This window comes from Paenibacillus mesotrionivorans, assembly GCF_046098205.1.
In the GTDB taxonomy this organism is placed as follows: Bacteria; Bacillota; Bacilli; order Paenibacillales; family NBRC-103111; genus Paenibacillus_AR; species Paenibacillus_AR mesotrionivorans.
In genome coordinates this window covers 15,444-35,395 of record NZ_JBJURJ010000019.1, presented here as the reverse complement: position 1 = coordinate 35,395, position 19,952 = coordinate 15,444, and the positions used below count along the sequence as shown (strand labels likewise).

General features: G+C 55.5%; 8 protein-coding genes. All 8 read left to right on the top strand.

The window, feature by feature from the left end:
- The first annotated feature begins 32 nt into the window (after positions 1-32).
- The 8 genes from ACI1P1_RS24720 (at position 33) to ACI1P1_RS24685 (ending at position 19,654) form a co-directional block, all read left to right on the top strand.
- Positions 33-935 (top strand): ArsR/SmtB family transcription factor, encoded by a 903-nt coding sequence (locus tag ACI1P1_RS24720; RefSeq protein WP_416219141.1) that lies wholly within the window; start codon positions 33-35, stop codon positions 933-935.
- 134 nt (positions 936-1,069) lie between these two features.
- Entirely contained in the window at positions 1,070-2,740 is a 1,671-nt protein-coding gene (locus ACI1P1_RS24715; RefSeq protein WP_416219139.1) for a hypothetical protein, read from the top strand.
- A gap of 91 nt (positions 2,741-2,831) precedes the next feature.
- The gene (locus ACI1P1_RS24710) at positions 2,832-3,818 is read left to right on the top strand and encodes an aldo/keto reductase (protein ID WP_416219138.1); all 987 of its coding nucleotides are present in this window, start codon (positions 2,832-2,834) and stop codon (positions 3,816-3,818) included.
- Positions 3,815-4,990, top strand: a complete 1,176-nt coding sequence (locus tag ACI1P1_RS24705) for an MFS transporter (RefSeq protein ID WP_416219137.1) — start codon at positions 3,815-3,817, stop codon at positions 4,988-4,990. The genes ACI1P1_RS24710 and ACI1P1_RS24705 overlap by 4 nt, the downstream gene beginning before the upstream one ends.
- 644 nt (positions 4,991-5,634) lie before the next feature.
- Complete coding sequence (locus ACI1P1_RS24700) at positions 5,635-6,978, top strand: ABC transporter substrate-binding protein (protein ID WP_416219136.1); 1,344 nt, start codon at positions 5,635-5,637, stop codon at positions 6,976-6,978.
- Between the two features lie 112 nt (positions 6,979-7,090).
- On the top strand, positions 7,091-8,026 hold the full coding sequence (locus ACI1P1_RS24695) for a carbohydrate ABC transporter permease (RefSeq protein WP_416219135.1): 936 nt from the start codon (positions 7,091-7,093) through the stop codon (positions 8,024-8,026).
- A gap of 43 nt (positions 8,027-8,069) precedes the next feature.
- Positions 8,070-8,909 (top strand): carbohydrate ABC transporter permease, encoded by an 840-nt coding sequence (locus ACI1P1_RS24690; protein WP_416219134.1) that lies wholly within the window; start codon positions 8,070-8,072, stop codon positions 8,907-8,909.
- A 515-nt stretch (positions 8,910-9,424) separates the two neighbouring features.
- Complete coding sequence (locus ACI1P1_RS24685; RefSeq protein ID WP_416219132.1) at positions 9,425-19,654, top strand: immunoglobulin-like domain-containing protein; 10,230 nt, start codon at positions 9,425-9,427, stop codon at positions 19,652-19,654.
- Positions 19,655-19,952: the final 298 nt, after the last annotated feature.

Sequence of the window (19,952 nt, the reverse complement as noted above, 5' to 3'; positions counted from 1 at the left end):
ACAGTTTACAGAGAATAGGGGTGTGGGTAACAATGCTGCTGACTACGGACAGTGAATCATTGACGGTATATGAGGCGTTGGCCAGCGAGGTCCGCCTGGGGATGATCCGGCTGCTGCAGGAGGGGGAGCGGAGCATTAAGGAGCTGGCTGAGGCGCTTCATATCAGCAATCCCATGGCCAGTGTGCATGCAGGCAAGCTGGAGCGGGCAGGACTGATCAGCTGCAGGAGCAAGCGGATTCAAGGCGCCACCTATAAATTTTGCTCCCTGACCACACACCACCTGCAGATTCATCTCGCGTCTGCCTCTGCGGAGGCGCGGAAGCTGGTGGAAATCGCAGTTCCGGTAGGCCAGTATACCGATGTGGAAGCTCATCCCACCTGTGGTTTGGCCACCTCGGAGAGGCTGATCGGGGAATATGACAATCCCCGTTATTTTCTGGACCCTGAACGGATGAATGCCGGGATATTATGGTTTGCCAAAGGTTTTGTGGAATATAAGGCGCCGAATTATTTGTTCGCCCATCAGGTGATGAACGAGGTGGAGATTTCCATGGAAATCAGCTCGGAGGCGCCCCATACCCGGGATCAATGGCCGTCGGATATCGGATTTTACCTGAATGGAACCTGGATCGGCCAGTGGACAAGCCCGGGGGATTACGGGGACAGAAGAGGCAAGCTGACGCCGGACTGGTGGCCCTCCAATGTGAACCAATATGGCTTATTGAAGAGGCTGCGGATCAACGGACATGGCACGTTTATGGATGGCAAGCGGATTTCCGACGTGCGGATTCAGGATATCGGGTGGAAGGGTGAAGCCTGGATTTTCCGGATGGAAGCGAAGGACGGAGGAAGACATGGCGGGGGGTTGACTCTTTTCGGCCGGGGCTTCGGGAACTACGATCAGGATTTGCTGTTCCGGGTGTATTACGATTAAGGAATAAGGAGCCGATAGCTTTCAGGAAACTCTCAGTTAGCGCTCAGTTTCAATTCATCACTGTTTAAGGTTCGGGGGATATGCTCTATTCATCAGCAATAAGCAATCCACTAAACCTTGAAGGGAAGCGATGAATGATGAAGAAGCAATTGGCGGTAGTGATGAGTGCAGCAGTTCTGGCAGCGGGAGGATGGGGATGGGCAGGCTCTTCGGCTCATGCGGCGGCCAATACATACGCAGTGACAGTTCCGGTTCATGGAGAAGAAGCCTCCCAGCAAAGTGTTACGTATGCTGATGTGTTCGTATCCAACTGGCTGGCCAGCCTGCCGGACCGGGTATCGGGGTTGTATAGTCCGGAGCAGGATGTGTACGAAGGTCTTTTGGCAGGGGGGGCTTCCATTGCGGCTGCAGCTGGTGTAGCCTCTTCCACGATTATTTCGGATCTGACGGCTATTTTCACGAAGGACGCCCAGAATGAAGTGGCTTACGGCTATCTTACCGAACAGGAGGCCGCCGATGCTGCCAAACAATTAGACAGCTTACTCCCCAAGCTGATAGACCAAGCCTGGACAGGTTATGATGCGGCGGCAGCTGCTTTGAATCCGGGCCGGGAAGCACTGAATAACCGCTTAAGCCAATTGGTCCAGCTGACCTCTGGGATATCCGGGGTCTCCACAGCCGATCTGCGTGCTGCACTGCAATCGGGCCAATCCTTGTTGGATGCCTCCGGTTTGGAGGAAGCGGACTTAACTGCTTATTTGCTCTCGGGGCTCAACCAGGAGCTGGACCGGTTAGTGAATGCTAACCGCCTGACGCAGGCGGAGGCTAGCGGGTTGGCAAGCGAAGCGGCCTTGGATGTGGCCAAATTGGTGAACACCAAGGGCTACGATGCAGCGGAAAATAAATGGATGGACACGTATGCCCAATCGATCATTCAAACCAGGCTGAACAGCATTGTGCGATTGGCAGTGATATATGCCGATGCGGACTACGCCGATGTGACGGGTGCTCTCGCAGCAGGGCAAAGCCTGCAGGCAGCGACGGGAATGGATGCCGGTGTATTGGTCGGTTATCTCCAAGCGGATGTGGACAAAGCGCTAGATGCAGCATGGATGTCAGGCGCACTGAGCTCGCCCAAGCTTCAGGAGTGGAAGGCGGAGGCCCAAAAGCAGCTTCTTGCGGCTGTAACCGCCAATAGTTATGCAACAGCAGCGGAAGCGGCTCCGGATATTGTGAAGGAAAGTCTGCGTTCTGTCGTCGGCCAAGCGGCCAGCAATATGGGAGTGGAAGCGGCAGCATTGAGGAGCCAGCTGGATGGCGGCACGACGCTTGCAGCTGCAGCGGATGTAAGCGTGGATGAGCTTGCGTCAACCTTGTACAGCTCCGTGGCTGCTTACATCGATCAGGCGGTGAATAACGGTTGGCTGAAGCAGGAGGCGGCGGCCTCCACCAAGGAAGCGGCATATGCGGAGCTGTTGGCTGTAGTGGATCAGGCGGGATATGCCGGGGAAGTGGACACCGATGCCTACCTGCAGGAACGTACGGACCGGATTGTGAATGATGCTGCCGTTGTTACAGGCGTTCCAGCTGCACAAATCCTGGAGGGTTTGGCCCAAGGGCGGAGTCTGGCGGCAGCAGCACAAACGGATGCGGCCACCTTGTTCAAGGGGTTGATGAAGCAAACCAATAAGGAAGTCAATCTGCTTGCGGCCACCGGTTCACTCAGCAGCCAGGATGCCGACTCTGTAAAGGCTGATTATTCGGCGATGCTGCTGGAGGCTCTTAACCCGGCAGCGCAAAAGTGACATTATTCCATAAACACCTTCCATGCTGTCATGGGCAGGCCTGCCCGCATTGAGTACAATAAGGTTAATCTCAAAGGAGGTTAACCTACACATGTACAAAGCGGACGACAAACGGTATGACAATATGCTATATCGGTGGAGCGGCAAAAGCGGCTTGAAGCTGCCGCTGATTTCCCTGGGCCTGTGGCATAATTTCGGCGGAATCGATTCCTATGAAAAGGGGCGGGAGCTGATCCGCACGGCCTTTGATTCGGGCATTACCCATTTTGATCTGGCCAACAACTACGGGCCTCCGGCAGGTTCGGCAGAGGAGATGTTCGGCAGGCTGCTGCAATCCGATCTTGCTCCGTACCGTGATGAGCTGCTGATTTCCACCAAGGCCGGGTACTATATGTGGCCCGGACCGTATGGGGAATGGGGCTCCAAAAAAAGCCTCACGGCCAGCATCGATCAAAGCCTCAGACGGATGAATCTGGATTATGTGGATATATTTTACCATCACCGTCCTGATCCCAATACGCCGCTTGAAGAGACCATGTCGGCTCTGGACGGGATTGTCCGGCAAGGCAAGGCACTGTATGTGGGCCTGTCCAACTACAAACCGGAGGAAACCCGGCAGGCTTCCCGGATTCTGAAAGCATTGGGGACTCCCTGCCTGATTCATCAGCCCTCCTATTCCATGCTGAACCGGACCATTGAAGCGGGGTTACTGGATGTACTGGAGGAAGAAGGCATCGGCTCCATCGTGTTTGCCCCGCTTCAGCATGGTATCCTAAGCGACCGTTATCTGAACGGGATTGCGGCGGATTCCCGCGCCGCCGGGCCCAGCCCGTTCCTGAAGCCGCAGGATATTAGTGAGGAGCGTCTGGAGAAGGTGCGGAGGCTGACCGATCTGGCGAACGCGCGCGGGCAAAAGCTGGCCCAGATGGCATTGGCCTGGGTGCTGCGGAGAGGCAGAGTCACCTCGGCCTTAATCGGAGCCAGTAAAATCAGTCACATCGAGGATGCGGTAGAGGCTGTAAGCGGGCTGGAGTTCTCTGAGGAAGAGCTGGCGGCCATCGACTCCATTCTGGCATGAGCGTAAGGAATCAGTTCAACCGCGACCGGGTCAGCTTTATCGCCTTTTTCTTCCTGTATTACGGCACAACAGCCATTACTGTGGTTTTTATGCCCTTGCTCCTGAAGAGCAAGGGTTTGTCGCCGCTGGAGATCGGCGGCTTCCTCAGCACCGCGCCTCTGGTGACGCTGGTGATGCAGCCTTTATGGGGTATGGCCGCAGACCGGTCGGGAAAAACCAAGCTGCTGCTGCTATCGGCCATGTGCGGCTTGCTGCTGGCTATGGGACTGCTGCTCGGAACAGAGGACAAAATGCTGCTTCTGGCCTGTTATTTGATGTACACTCTGTTTTCCTGTCCCATCATCCCGATGATGGATGCCTGGAACTTTAGTTATTGTGAGCAAAAGGGAGATAACTATGGCTCCTTCCGCTTATGGGGGTCCCTGGGTTTTGCGGCGATGTCCATCTGCTTCGGCCTGTTTGCGGTAGGTGCCGGGGAAGCGGTGCTGTTCAGCTTCTTCGCCGCATTCATCGTTTTGGCTGCTGCTGCATTGGTATGGATCCGCCCCGTGGCAAATGCGGCCTTCAACAAAAAACGCGGCTACGGCAATGAGCTGCTCCAGGTGCTGAAGGATAAGCGGGTCTGGGTGTTTGCCCTGTTTCTGCTGCTGGCAGGAGTGCCAGCCCGGTCGGTGGATTCCTTCTACGGTATTATCCTGGAGGGCCGTGGGGCATCATCCGTTCTGATCGGGGTGGGCTGGGCCTTGGCCTGCTTGAGCGAGGTGCCCGTATTCGCCTCGGCGCAGCGGTGGATCGTGAAACGCGGCAGCCGTTTCCTGATGACAGCAGCTGTCGTATTCTACTGCGTCCGGTGGGCGCTGCCGCTGGCAAGTGACCATCCGGGCTGGATGGTGGGTATCCAGCTGCTGCACGGGCTGACCAATGGTTTGCTGTTTATCGCCGCCATGCATTATATGAAGGAGCTGGTGCCTTCCGCCCTGCGGGCTTCCGGGCAAACCCTGCTGATGCTGTTCTTGTTCACCATCCCCGGTATTCTCGGGAACTCCCTGGGGGGTTGGATGCTGGACGGGGGCCATGAAACAGGCCTGTTTGTGATGGCCTCCCTGTTGTCGCTGGGCGCGGCACTTGTCTGGTGGTTGACCACTCCGAAGAGCAGGGGACAACCGGTGTAGTGGTTGTTGGCTTGGAAGTTACATCTGTTTCGGGAGGGTCTTTACGACCTGTTGGACAGTCCGCCCGCTTGTATGGCAACTCCGTTAGCTGCGTGTTTTCGAATCTTTTTTCCCCGTGTTCAGCCGTTGTATGCGGAGGGACGCGGGGTTTTTGGCTTGGGGTTGGCTCTAACGGCGGTGAGCGCCGTTATTTTGGTGAAATACCTCCTTTGGAATTTTTAACGGAAGCACAGGCCGTTATTGGGCTTCATTTCAGCCCAAAACCGGGAAAATGGCTCCAATAGCGGCCCTGGTCGCCGTTAGATTTTCAAAAGAGTCAAAATCAACATAATAAAGGCGCTGGCGTCCGTTAGCTTGAAAGAGGGCGGAAGCCACACGGGCTTCCGCAGGCCTACCCATGGAGATAAATGGGAAGCCGTCCTAAAACAGCGTTTACTCCACAGCCCCTTTTGGCCAAAAGCATAAAATAGTGCATGTTTTTCTTGGAAAAGTACAGCTTTTTGAGCAGCGGCAGAAGAGGCGGGATAAAAAATGCATGTTCTCAATTTGAATGTACATATGCATTTTGGGGGGCATCCGATATAATCAGAATCAGATTCGGACAGACGAATCCATAATCAAGGATAAAATGAGGGGGAATCGGCATGAAAATGAAGAACGTTTTCAATATTACCCTTGTGGGTGCTTTAAGCGCCGGACTGCTGGCAGGCTGCGGCGGAAATAGCGACAATAACAGCTCGGCAAGCACCGCACCGTCTCAACCGGCTGCTTCTGCAAGCGCTTCCGCAGCGCCCAGCAATGAACCGGTGAAATTGAAGTGGGCTCTGTGGGACTGGGAAGCAACCGCCTACTACAAGCCTTTGATTGAGGCCTACAAAAAATCCCATCCCAATGTAACCATCGAATATGTGGATCTGGGCTCCACCGACTACATGACCATGCTCAGCACCCAATTGTCCGGCGGCGCGGATCTGGACATTCTGACCATCAAGGATATTCCCGGCTACGCTAACCTTGTGAAGCAGAACCATCTGGAGCCCCTGAAGAATTACATCTCCAAGGCCTCCATTAATACGGGGGATTACGGTGGCACCGTAGAACAAATTCAAGTTAACAATGAAGTGTATGCGCTTCCTTTCCGCAGTGACTTCTGGGTGGTGTATTACAATAAGGATTTGTTCGACAAAGCAGGTGTGGCATATCCCACCAATGATATGACCCTGGACCAATATGATGCGTTGGCCCGCAAGCTGACCTCCGGCTCCGGTTCGGCCAAGGTTTACGGCGGCCACTATCACACCTGGCGCAGCGCAGTTCAGCTGTTCGGCATTCTCGACGGCAAGAATACCATTGTCGGCGGGGAATACGACTTCCTGAAGCCCACCTATGAGCGGATCCTGAAGGAGCAAACCGACGGCATCGTCATGGATTATGCCACTCTGAAAACCTCCAGCACCCACTATTCCGGCGTCTTCTACAACAATAACGTCGCTATGATGAACATGGGCAGCTGGTTTATCGCCACCCAAATCGCCAAGGTGCAAAGCGGTGAGTCCAAGGCCAAGAACTGGGGTATCGTGAAGTACCCGCACCCGGACGGCGTAGCCGCAGGAACTACCCTGGGCACCATCACCTCCTTGGCAGTGAACAAGAAGTCGGCGAAGAAGGATGCCGCTCTGGAATTCATGAAGTTCGTCACCGGCAAGGAAGGCGCAGCCGTTATCGCCGCCACCGGTACCATTCCTGCTATCAAGGACAGTCAAGTGGTGAATTCCATTGCTTCCATGAAGGGTTTCCCCACCGATGAAAACAGCAAACAAGCGCTGTCTACGGTGAAGACCTACCTGGAAATGCCGCTTCACGAAAAGAGTGCTGAAATTGAAGTGGTGTTAAACGAGGTGCATGACAATATCATGACCAAGAATGTGACCATCGATAAAGGTTTGGCGGATATGAAAACAAGAGTGCAGGCTGTTCTGAAAAAGTAACGCTCTTAAAAAAGCAACAGACATAAAGCGTCTTCTGTAAAAGGGGGTGGGCCTGGCGCCTGCCTCCTTGCGGAAGGCTGCCGGAGAAGACGGAAGGACTGGAGGAGATATCATGCAGAATGAAACCGTCCTTGGAACGGGGAAGCCTCCCAAACGGAGGATGTCCAAAAGTGTCAGAGAGCATCTGGTGGCGTACAGCTTCATTGCTCCCAACTTTATCGGGTTTGCCATATTTACCCTAGTTCCCATGGCCTTTGCGCTGGTGCTGGCCTTTGTGGAATGGGACGGATCCAATCCCATGGCGTTTATCGGGGCGGATAATTTCGTCCGTCTGTTCGAGGATACTGTGTTCCATAAAGCCTTGTGGAATACCATCCTTTATACTGTCGGTGTGGTACCCCTCACGATGGTTTGCGCCTTGGCTCTGGCCATATTGCTGAACCAGAAGATTTTTGGGCGGAATTTTATGCGCACCGTGTTTTTCTTCCCGTATGTGGCGTCCTTGGTCGCCGTAGCAGCCGTATGGAACTTCATCTTCAGCCCGACCCTGGGGCCGGTTAACAATCTGCTGCATGCCATTACCGGCATTCCCCTGGAGCAGCTGCCCCGTTGGGCGGCGGACAAAAACTGGGCGATGGTGACGGTGGTTCTTTTTACAGTGTGGAAAAATATGGGTTATTATATGGTGATCTATCTGGCCGGTCTGCAGGGGGTTAATCCCGAGCTCCATGAAGCAGCCCAATTGGACGGGGCCAATGCCTGGCAACGGTTCCGCAATGTTACGATTCCCCAGATTGCGCCTACCACCTTTTTTGTGCTGATGATTCTGATCATCAATTCCTTCAAGGTTTATGATATCTTCATCAACCTGTTTGCGGGAGCGGACAATCAATTGAACGACTCCACGCGGGTATTGGTGTACCAGATTTACAACACGGCATTCCGGTCACTCGACTACGGCTATGCCAGCGCCATCAGCATCGTGCTGTTCCTGCTTGTCCTGGGTATCACCATCCTTCAATTCCGCGGGGAAAAGAAGTATGGGTGATAACCGGCAGTCAGGCAACCGCATAAAGAAGGGGGAATAAGCCATGGCAGGACGTAGCAAGGGACTCAAATTCGTACTAATGACTAGTGTGTATGCAATGCTGATCATAACGGTGCTGTTTATGCTGGTGCCCTACATTTGGATGCTGTCATCCTCATTGAAGCTGAACAAGGACGTGTTCACCTTTCCCATGCAGTGGATTCCCGAGGCGCCGCGGTGGCAGAACTATGCGGACATCTGGACGCGGATTCCATTGGGCAAGTTTATTTATAACACAGCCAAATTATCGATTATCGTGACGGTGTTGCAGCTGTTTACCTCCAGCTTCGCCGCTTATGCATTCTCCAAGCTGAGATTCAAGGGCCGCAATGCGCTGTTCCTGGGTTACATCGCCACCATTGCGATTCCTTGGCAGGCATATATGGTGCCGCAGTTTATCCTGATGCGTTCGATGGGTCTGAATAATACCCACCTGGCCATCATCCTGCTGCAGGCCTTCTCCGCCTTCGGAGTGTTCCTGATGCGGCAGTTCTATCAGGGGATTCCCGATGAGCTGTGCGAGGCGGCGCGGATCGACGGCCTAAGCGAATACGGCATCTGGGCAAGAATCATGCTTCCCTTGTCCAAGCCGGCTTTGTCCACGCTCTTGATCTTCACCTTTGTGTCCACCTGGAACGACTTCCTGGGGCCGATGATTTACCTGACCAAAACCGAACTGAAAACCATCCAGATCGGTCTGCGGATGTTCATCTCCCAATACTCTGCGGAATATGGCCTTATTATGGCGGCCAGCGTTATTTCCATCATTCCCGTGCTGATTGTATTCCTGACTCTCCAAAAGTATTTCGTACAGGGCATCGCGTCATCGGGCATCAAGGGCTGACCGGCGGTTCCAATGGCTGATTCCAAGCCCTGCCACCGCCATACGACAACAAGACATGATGAAGCGTGGCTCCAGTGGGCTGCGCTTCTTTGTTCAGAGGCGGTTGGTGGAGGGAGAGGCAGGTCGGGGCGGGTGAAGGAGGACGAGGTGGGCGTTGGGGAGGTGGGGAGTAATGCTGGGGGTGGGGGGCAGTGCCGGTACTCCAGCCAAATGGAGTTTTGACAAAATGGAATATTATGTAAGTTACTTGTTATAGAAATGTCAGGAAGAGGCGGGCCGTCACCTTATGTATGAAAAACCGAGTATAAATCGTGTCAAAGCACCAATTGGGACCCATTGTGTATGAAAAACCGAGCATAAACCTGGCCAAAGAGGCTGTTGGGACACATTGTATATGAAAAACCGAGTATAAACCCCGGGAAAGCGCCTGCTGGGGCATATCCTGTATGAAAAACCGAGTTCACGTCCCACAAAGGTAAGGCACTATCCTCATCATCCACATAAGGAGGATTTCAATGAAGAAAAAGCAAACCCTCGGAAGCCGGTTATGTGCGCTTGCCATGGTGGCCGTGCTTCTGGCCGGACTGTTCCAGTCCGTTTTGCCGCCGCAGAAGGCATCAGCTGCAGCGCCGGAAACCGTGTATGCTGCCGCCTACACAGGAGCTACCTCAACCGCAGGCACCTCGCTGCCAACCGCCATCGAGCTGGGTGGCGTGCAATCGGCGGTCACCTGGTTCATCGGGGCGGATACCTTTGCCATTCCGTATGATATCGCCACGGTTACCGGAGCGGCGGCCAACGGTACAACCGTAATGGCTAACGTAGTGGTGCTGCCTCCGCAGAGCAGCCCGCTGGTCTATTTTGTGGACAGCGGCACCGGTCCGGATTGGGCCAACCCGCCTCTCGGAACCGACAAAAAGCCGGTGATCCGTTCGCTATTCTATGAGGCGGTCACCCAATTAAACGGAGTGCACCTGGCTAACGAAGTGTCCGACCAGATTTTCAACATGACCGGAGAACCAAACAACACCTGGGGAGCTGTTGTAGGACTGCGCGCCAACTCTACCCGGACCGATCCGCTGCAAAGCCCGGATGGCGCAGCTGCCGGTGATTCCACTGATCTTTACCGCATCGGTCTGCGTACCGGCAACAACTCCATTTCGTATAAGCTAACCTTGGCCCCAGGCAAGTATACCCTGACCAGCGGCTTCTTCGATTGGTACGGCACACGCTCCCGGGAGACGAAACCCCGGATCGATTACACCGATACAAGCGGCACCGTGAAAACTCTGCAGCTGGACCAATACAATACCAACGCCACGACCCAGATATCCAGCGAATTCACCCTGCCTGCGGATGCCAATGCCAGCGTACCCGTTACATTGACCTACGCCAATGTGTCCGGCGAAGCGCCGATTCTGAGCTGGTTCTCCGTTGCCCAGGGAGGCATCAAAACCATGATAGAGGATGCCCGCAAGGCTGCCGCCTCCATGGTGAAGGTGCTGCTGGACGGCAACGACATCAAAGCAGACAATGTTAACGGCTTGACCTTCAAGGGCTTCGGCGTACTCAGCGCCAACAGCACCAGTGCCCTGCTGATGGATTATAAGGCCGAGCATCCGGATAAATATACGGAGCTGCTCCAGGTGCTGTTCGGCGGTGAACATCCGCTTATGTCCCATGTGAAAATCGAAATGGGCAATGACCGGAACAACTCCACCGGCCCTGATCCGGCCACCATGCGGACGGCTGACGAACCGGCCAATGTGACCCGCCATCCCGGCTTCCAGCTGGCTGCGGATGCCAAGGCGGTTAACCCCAACGTCAAGGTCAGCATTCTGCGCTGGAGTGCTCCGGCTTGGGCAGATAATAACGACAAAATCTATACCTGGTACAAAAACACCCTTTTGGCGGCTTATCGGGAATACGGCTATATGGCTGACTATGTGAACCCGTATATTAATGAACATGCGCCTGATCTGAATTGGACCAGGGAATATGCCGCCAAGGTAAGAAACGACGCCGAGGGTTTCCTGAACGCAGAAGAGAAAGCGCTTTATAACCGGATGGAGATGGTGATATCCGACGAGGTGGGCATTGGCAGCTTCGGGGGCAGTCTGGTGAGTGACGCAACGCTCCGGGATGTGATATCTGTAGCCGGGTACCACTACAATACCGACGATGACAGCGCCGGCAACTTCAAAAAGCTGGCAGAGCAGTACGATCTGGAAATCTGGAACAGCGAAGCCCAAGCCACCTTCAGCAATTCGGCTTTCCGTCCGCACAACAATGTGAAGGACCCCTCCGCAGCAGGAACCGGCATTGGCGGAACCGGCAGTGCGCTGGAGATGGGCAACACCATTATCAAGGGCTTCGTCAACTCCCGGCGGACCCACTTTATTTATCAGCCGGCTATCGGCTCCTTTTATGAGGGAGGGCAGTACTCCTTCAAGGAACTGGTCAGCGCCCGCGATCCGTGGTCGGGCTGGATTCATTATGATGCGGGGCTGGCGGTGCTGCAGCATTTCAACTGGTTCATGAAGGCCGGCTGGGAAAATGAGACCAATACTGCTGGCATTTGGCGGGCCGTCCCGCAAGCCAGCTATACCGGAGCCACCGGTACCAACCCGGTAAGCGGGCGCAACGGCACCCCCAGCTATATGACCATGGCGGCGCCGGACAAGAGCAACTTTTCCACAGTTATCGTCAATGACAGCGAATATGAACGCACTTATAAGCTTCAGACTGTAAACATGGCCTTCTCCGCAGGAAAACCTCCGTTGGAGGTGTGGGAGACCCGGGCTGCAGAGGCAGGCGAAGCCTTCAACAGCCGGTACATGCAATACCTGGAAGAGGCTGCTGCCGATGGGGCGGGTGTCTACACGGTAAAGGTGAAGCCGTATTCCGTTGTGACAGTAACCTCCTTGGACAACGACAGCAATCCGGCCTACCGCAAGGCGCTTCCCGTGGAAGGGGAACGGACTGTTTTGGATACGGACGCCACAGGCGCCGGACAGAATACTTCGGACAACATACTGTATGCGGATAATTTTGATTATACAAGCCGAACCGTTCCCGTCATCGGCGCAGGCGGTTTGGTCACCGGAAGCCAAAGCTATGTGGATTCCCGTGGTGGTCCCAAAGGAGCCATACCCCGTTATACCCATGACCGCAACGGCGCTTTCGAGGCTTATCTCGATGAAACCACAGGCAATTATGTGCTGCGCCAGCAATTGGACAGAAGCAGCATGGGCTTGGGCGGCACCTGGAACAACGGCGAACCGGTTACAGCCATCGGTGACAACCGGTGGATGAACTACAGGGCCAGTGTGGATGTATCATTCGAAAATAACAGCACCCAAGGGGGTGCCAACTATGCAGCCATCGGCGCAAGATACCAGGGCGGCGGCAGCTCCCATTCCATAACGGGCACGCCGTATGTGCTGAAATTCTGGTTTGACGGCGGCTGGCAGCTTCTGGTGAACAATGTGCAGGTGGCCAATGGCAATGCGGCCAGCGGTGAAGGAGGCGTCAGGATTGAGGGCTTTAATACCGCTCATAATGCCTGGCATAAGCTGGCCATCGAAGCAGCGGGAAGCCAAATCACAGCGTATCTGGACGGTGTGAAGCTTGCCACCTATACCGACCCGAGCCCCAAGCTTTCCGGGCGGGTGGATCTGGCCAGCGGCTATTATTTTACCTGTTTTGACAATTTGGTGGTGGAAAAGCTGGACGGCTACGAGCCTTATTATGCCGAGCTGCTGGATAATCTGGAGATGACCGATTTGGCTCCGGTTCCGCAGCAAAAGCTGGTGTATAACGGATCATGGAACCACACCAACGGGCAGGGCATGTATATCTACCAACGCTCCATTTCGGCTAGCCAGGGGACAGGAGCCGCACTATCCTACACCTTTACCGGTACCGGACTGGATCTGCTCGGACCGAACGACGGCACGGCCAAGCTGGAGGTGACCGTAGATGGCCTGACCGTCGCCAAGGCGGCTCCCACCCTTGCCTCCAAGGAGCTGTACCAAACCTATAGCCTCCGGGGGCTCAAGTACGGTCCTCATACCGTTGAAGTGAAGGTGGTCAGCGGGAACCTGTCTGTGGATGCGGTGGCGGTAGTGCCTGGTTTGACCCACGGCGCGCCGGATACAACGGCATTGCAGACTGCAAGCACGTCAGCTCAAGCGGTAACCCGCCAGCCGGAATTTACCGAGGCCGATTGGCAGCGGTTCGAGGCACTGCGCGCTGAAGCAGGGGAGGCCCTGGCCGATCCGGCAGCCTACCGGCTGGACCAGGAAGGCGCGGAGCAGCTTGCTGCACGTTTGACAGCGGCGGAGCAACAGCTGTATATGGGCGACATTATCTCTTTGGCTACCCCTTTTTACGCGGCCACATATACCGGCACGGCTCCTGCGCTGCCCCAAACTGTAGAGGCCAAACATCAGGACGGCACCACCTCGATGGTGAAGGTAGATTGGAAGCTCCAGGATACTGCTTTTGCCACCCCTTATGAAACGGTCTCCGTTAAAGGAACCTACGGCAATTTGGAAACCACTGCTTATGTGGAAGTAGTGCCTCCAGGTCTGGTTTATTTCGTGGATACCGGTGTTACGGTAGATGGGGATACACCTCCGTATACCCTCATCAAAAGCCTGGTTGGGGAGACTCTGCTGAATAACAAGGCGGATCAGCCTTCAACCGGCGACAGTGTCTGGGGACATACTCCGGCCAACAGCAATTACCAGATGAAGGGGCTGGGCGGCGCCGTGGTAGCAACGGATAAAGGCCAAACCGGTGTGTACGGCTCCAACACCCGCAACAATCCGCTGGGTTATGTGTTCCCCCTAACGGCGGGCAAGTATACCATCACCTCCTTCCACAGGGACTGGTGGAGTAACACTAACCGGACTATGGACATCAGTCTGAGCTACATGGATGCCCAAGGCGCTACAGTGACGGAACCCGTCCGAACCGGGCTGGTAGCAGGTTCCGGCGGCGTATCCGTCAGTCACAGCTTTACGCTGCCCGTTGATGGAACTGTCAAGCTCTCCATTAACAACACCTACTCGGGCAACCAGGCTTCTCTGGTCAGTTATGTGGCCGTTGCCAAACGGGTGCCCAGCCCTGCGGATGTGCAGGCGGTCCAAGAAGCCAAGAGCATCCTTGAAGGAGCGGCCTACACCGTAGAGAGGACTGCAGCCAATACGGAGGAGGACGTACGGACCTGGCTGCGTCAAACCATGAGCGGATTGCCTGGTTTTGCTGCAACAGGAGTTACGGCAGGCGAAATCGCCTTCACCTCCTTCCAGGCAGCCTCCGGCACAGCACCGGGCAGCTTCAGTTTTACGGTGGCACTGTCCAAGGGTGAAGCCGAAGCAAGCGCAGCGGCAAACGGTGTCATTAAAGCGCCCGTGGTGGATACCTCCCGGACTACCCAGGCTTATGCAGCTTATGCGGGAACCCTCCCCCAGCTGCCCCAGCTGGTGCGTTTGGCGGATGGAGGACCGGAATATCCCGTAACACGCTGGACAACAGACGGCAGCACCCTCGTCACTGCAGCGGATTTTGATACCCCCTTTGAGACCATCCCGGTATCCGGCGCTTACAACGACGGTAGCGGGGATAAACAGTTCCAGGCCTATGTGGAGGTGATTCCTCCGGGCCTGAAGTATTTCATTGATGCCGGAGCGTCGGCACCCGTTATCTATGAGGCTGTCAGCAAGCTGGCGGGGGGGACTCTGTTAAACGGCTCGGCCAACCAGCTGTACAGTGAAGGCTCGGGATCGGGTTGGGGCTACACGACCCTGAGCAGCACGGGAGCCGTCAAACCCATCATTAATAAATCCGCTCAGCCCGATCTGGACAAACATGCAACAGGCATCATGATCGACGGCGGCGATCCCCTGTCTACCCTGACATACCGGTTAGGTGGACTGGAGGGTGGCAAAAGCTACCGCTTTACCTCTTATCACCGGCTGTGGTGGGATAACGAAATGCCGCTGAAAATTGCCGTGGAATACAGCCTGAACGGCAAAACCGTCTCCCAGCTGGTGAACCGCCTGCATTTGGATCATGCGGGACATTCCCGGCAGGTGGAATACAGCCTCAATCTTCCGGTCGGAGCCTCCGATGTGCGTTATGTACTGACCAATGTGGGCTCGTATACGGCAGGTCCGGGAGCAGGCAAAACCAACAAAAATGCCGCCATCAGCTGGCTTGCAGTGGAGGAGCTGGCGGCTCCGGCGCAACCTTCCGTATATACCACACTGGGTGGGGTGGCAGGTGAAAATACGGATGTGTGGCTGGATACCAACGGTGTTCCCATCCAGGCCCATGGCGGCCAGGTTACCTGGGTAGAGCACATCACATGGGACGGGGATAAGCCGTCCTACACGGCCTCTCCGGCTCAAGGAGACGGTGCCTGGCTGTGGGTGGGAGAGGATAAAACCTATGGCGGGCGGCCTATCGGCGGCATTCATACCTATGTATCCAAGGATCTGTACAACTGGGTGGACATGGGAGTTGCACTGTATCCTCACCGGATGTTCCCCATGGAGAAAACTGCAGATGGCACTGGGGTACAGCTGAGCAGCACCCGGCTGGCAGAGCTGAAGGCAAGGGCCATGGCGGCATCCGGAGTGGGTCTGAACGAACGGGGCCAGCCCTTGACCCAGGCAGATATTGATGGTGCACGGGACTTCCTGCAGGCTTATGTAGACCGCAATACCCATCCCGGCTACAGCCGCAGCGCAGATGCAGACTTCGATTACGTGGCCGCCTCTTATGACGATGCAAGCCTGAAGCTGGCTTTTGACCGCACCTATGCCTATTACACCATCATGGAACGCCCGAAAATGCTATATAACGAACAAACCGGCAAATATGTGATCGTGTATCATGCTGACGGTCCCACGGATGCACGGATACTGGAGCAATTCGACACCCTGGTGAGCGACCCTATGTATAACACCGGGATCAGCCGGTACAGCCGGGCGCAAATGGGTTTTGCCGTATCGGATACGCCCTTCGGCCCCTTCAAGCTGGTGAACGCCCAAAAGATGAACTACATTGAGGGCTACTACGACAGCAACAAGGGTATGGCCCGGGATATGACCGTATTCCAGGATGACGACGGCAAGGCGTATGCCATTTATTCCAGCGAAGAGAACAAGTACACGTATGTTTCCCTGTTGAATGAGACGTACACCGCCCCGGCCCAAGACGGCACCTCCGGGTTTGGTGAAACCTTCACGGCCCGGGTTTTCCCTGACGCCAGCCGGGAGGCACCGGCAGTGTTCAAGTACGACGGGTATTATTACTTCATTACCTCCGGCACAACAGGCTGGGATCCGAACCCGTCTATTGCGTACAGGGCCAACCATATTTTCGGCAATACAGAGGATGGAGGCAAAACCTTCACGCCCTATACCAAGCTGGGGAATCCGTTCCCCAACGACAGCTCCAATACCTCTTACCGGACGCAGTCCACAGCAGTCATTCCTTATGACGCGGAGAACGGACTGTTCATCTACATGGGCGACCGCTGGATCCAGCGGGCATTGGAGACCTCCGGTTATGCGTGGGTTCCCCTGCGCATCACGTCCAACGGCACCCAAATCGAAGGCCAAACCCTCAGCAACTGGACCCTGGATGTGCTGGACGGGTATTCGCCGTTGAAGGTGCTGACAACCATAAACAACACCTTCCGGTTGGGCGAAGCTCTTGAGCTGCCATTAACCCTGGATGTTCAGAAGGGCAAAACCGTCTACCGGGATATCCCGGTGATCTGGGATGCGGCCAGTCTGGAGGCGGCAAGGCTAACCGTCGGAGCCGCTGCTGTAAAAGGAACCCTTGGCGGCATTTTGGCAGGCAGCCGGGTGGATGTGGAGGTCACGGTTGCCCTTCCGGACAATCTGCAGTATTTCGTTAATCCGGCGTCGGGGGATGTACCGCAATATACCCAGCTGATGGAGGCCTACAAAACCTCCACAGGCAAAGTCCTGCGGCACGAGGCTGCGGAGCAGGTGTATGATCCTGCAGCTGGTAAAACATGGGGATATTCCGGTAATAACAGTACCTTGAGAGTCAATACAGCGGATATTTTCCAAAGCTTGCGTTATGTGAACAGCTCCTCGGAACGGAATCTGACCTACAAGTTCGATCTGGAAAAAGGTGATTATACCGTCTACATGGGCTTCTACGATCCCTGGTTCTCCAGTTCTCAATCCAAGCGGGCTGCCAATACGGTCATTAACGGCGTAACCGTGGAGAGCGGACGGATTATCAATGCTTCCTATGCGGTTGCGGAGCATAAGGGAATTGTCATGAATGAGGATGGGACCATGGAGATTATGGTGGCCCCCGCCAATTCCGGCAGCAATACGGATGTGCAGCTCAGTTGGATTATGATTACCCAAACGCCGGGTGCAGACGCGGTAAAACCGGTGATCACTCTTCTGGGAGAAGATCCGGCCTACGTAAACCAAGGCGCGGTATACACGGACGCGGGAGCGACGGCATTGGATAACCGGGACGGGAATATAACGGACCGGATTAGCACCACCTACAGCTGGAACGGGCTTCCCGCAGCAGGAGTCAGCACGGTGACGGAAGCCACCTACAAAGTCCACTACAATGTCTCCGATACCGCTGGCAACCTGGCGGCTGAGGTGACACGGACAGTTGTGGTGAAGGCTCCTCCCACTGAGCCGGATACAGTGAAGCCGCAGATCACCCTGCTGGGGCATGAGCTGGTGACCCTGGGTGTCGGCGCGGAGTATACGGATGCCGGGGCTATCGCTATGGATGACCGGGATGGAGATATTACGGACCGGATTATCACGTCCTACAGCTGGAACGGTCTTCCTGCAGCAGAAGTCAGCACGGTGACGGAAGCCACCTACACGGTGCATTATAATGTCAGCGACCTGGCGGGCAACCGGGCCAATGAGGTGACGCGGACAGTGGTAGTGGCCACCTATGGCGGGCCCGATGTGGTGAAGCCTGTGATAACCTTGCTTGGTGATGCGGCCATTACTTTGGAAAACGGAGCGGTTTATCTTGACCCGGGTGCCCTTGCGGCGGATGACCGGGACGGCAGCATTACGGACCGTCTGGTGACCACGATTAGCTTTGAGGGCAAGCCAGTTACGGCTGTCAACACCCTTGCGGCCGGAACCTATACCATCCATTACAATGTGCAGGATGCGGCAGGCAACGCGGCGGAGGAGAAGACCCGGGAGGTCATTGTGAAGACGCCGCCAATCCTGCCGGATACAGTAAAACCCGTTATCACACTGAAGGGCAACAAAACGGTATATGCAGGGCACGGTTCGGGCTACCAGGATGAAGGTGCTGCCGCAACCGATGACCGGGACGGCAACATTACGGAACGGATCGTGACCACGATTACCTTTGGGGGCAAGCCAGTTTCGGCTCTGAACACCTTTGTAGCCGGTACCTATACCATCCATTACAATGTGCAGGATGCGGCAGGCAACGCGGCGGAGGAAATGACCCGGGAGGTCATTGTCTACGCAGCTGTTGTTGACTCCGGTGGCGAAAACAATACGGACACCGTGACAGCACCAGTGCCTGCACCCGAGGTTCCGGTAAACACTCAACAGGTGGATCTGGATGATTTGAAGACAGATGGACAAGGAACCTATTCCGTTCAATGGAATATGGAAGCAGAAGCACTGCTGCTTCCGGCGCAGCTGGCCAACACCGTGGGAGCCGGCGAAATTCTGAAGCTGGTGAAGGAGCAGACGGTCCTAACACTCAGCGGGCAAACCCTGCAGAAGCTGCTGGCGCAAGCCGCAGAAGGGCAGGAGGCTCGAGTCAAGATTACGGCTGTGACCGGCGATTCCCGTTCCCTGAATCAGGCCATGGAGGCCGCAGCCCTGCCAGCGGGTGTGCAATGGAAAGCGGCCGGCGGGTTGTACAGCATCCGGCTGGAAGCAGTAGCTGCCAACGGTGAAGCATTCGCCATTGCCCCTGCGTTATCCAATGAGACGGTTCAGCTGTCCATCCCAACCGGCCCTGCTGCCGACTCGGAATTGTTGGGAATGTATGGGATCGGGGCAGACGGCAAAGCGGTTTATCTGGGAGGCCAATGGAAGAACGGTGAATTAACGGCCACCGTCCCGCTCTCCGGCCAATACGCTGTTCTGGCGTATGAACGCAGCTTCTCGGACGTGGACAGCAGCCACTGGGCCAAAACCGTCATCACACGGATGGCAGCGAAGCATGTGATTAACGGTGTGGATGATACCCGATTCGAGCCGCAGGGCTCGGTTACACGGGCTGAATTTGCCGCTATGCTGGTACGCCTTCTGGCCATCCAGCCTGCAGGCGGGAAGACCGCGGCTGCATTCTCCGACGTGCCGCAGGATGCCTGGTACGCCGATGCAGTAGCTGCTGCTGCACAGGCCGGGCTGGTAACCGGACGCAGTGCCGGCGGCTTCGAGCCGGATGGAACCATAACCCGGCAAGAAATGGCAGTGATGCTTATCCGGGCATTGGAATGGAAAACCGGACGGAAGCCCGCAAGCCAGCCGGACATCAGCTTCACGGATTCCTCCCAAATCGGTGACTGGGCCAAGGACGCCGTATCCGCTGCTGGTGCGGCAGGGCTGCTCCAGGGCCGGGAAAATGGACAGTTTGCTCCTCAGGAGCAGCTGACCCGGGCCGAAAGTGTGCAGGTACTATACAACTTGCTTAAGAATGTAGAGTAATTCAATTGCTGCAAACAAAAGAGGAAGCGCGGCGCAATCTGCTGCGCTTCTTTTGTTTTGCCGAAAGCTAATCCGCTGTTTATACTCCGTCATTCTTACCATTTTAAAGTAAAACAGGCATACGTTGGAGCATGCGGTGGGGTTCGGACATAGCATATCGTGTTTAGTCGGTTCCGGCTCGTCCGGTTCAATACTCGCAGGGGGACGGGACTGCTATCCAAGAGTTGAGATCTAAAGAACTCATTCATAGCCTGGAGGAGGAATGTGCCGGGTTTAATATGCCTAAGCCGGAGGGCAG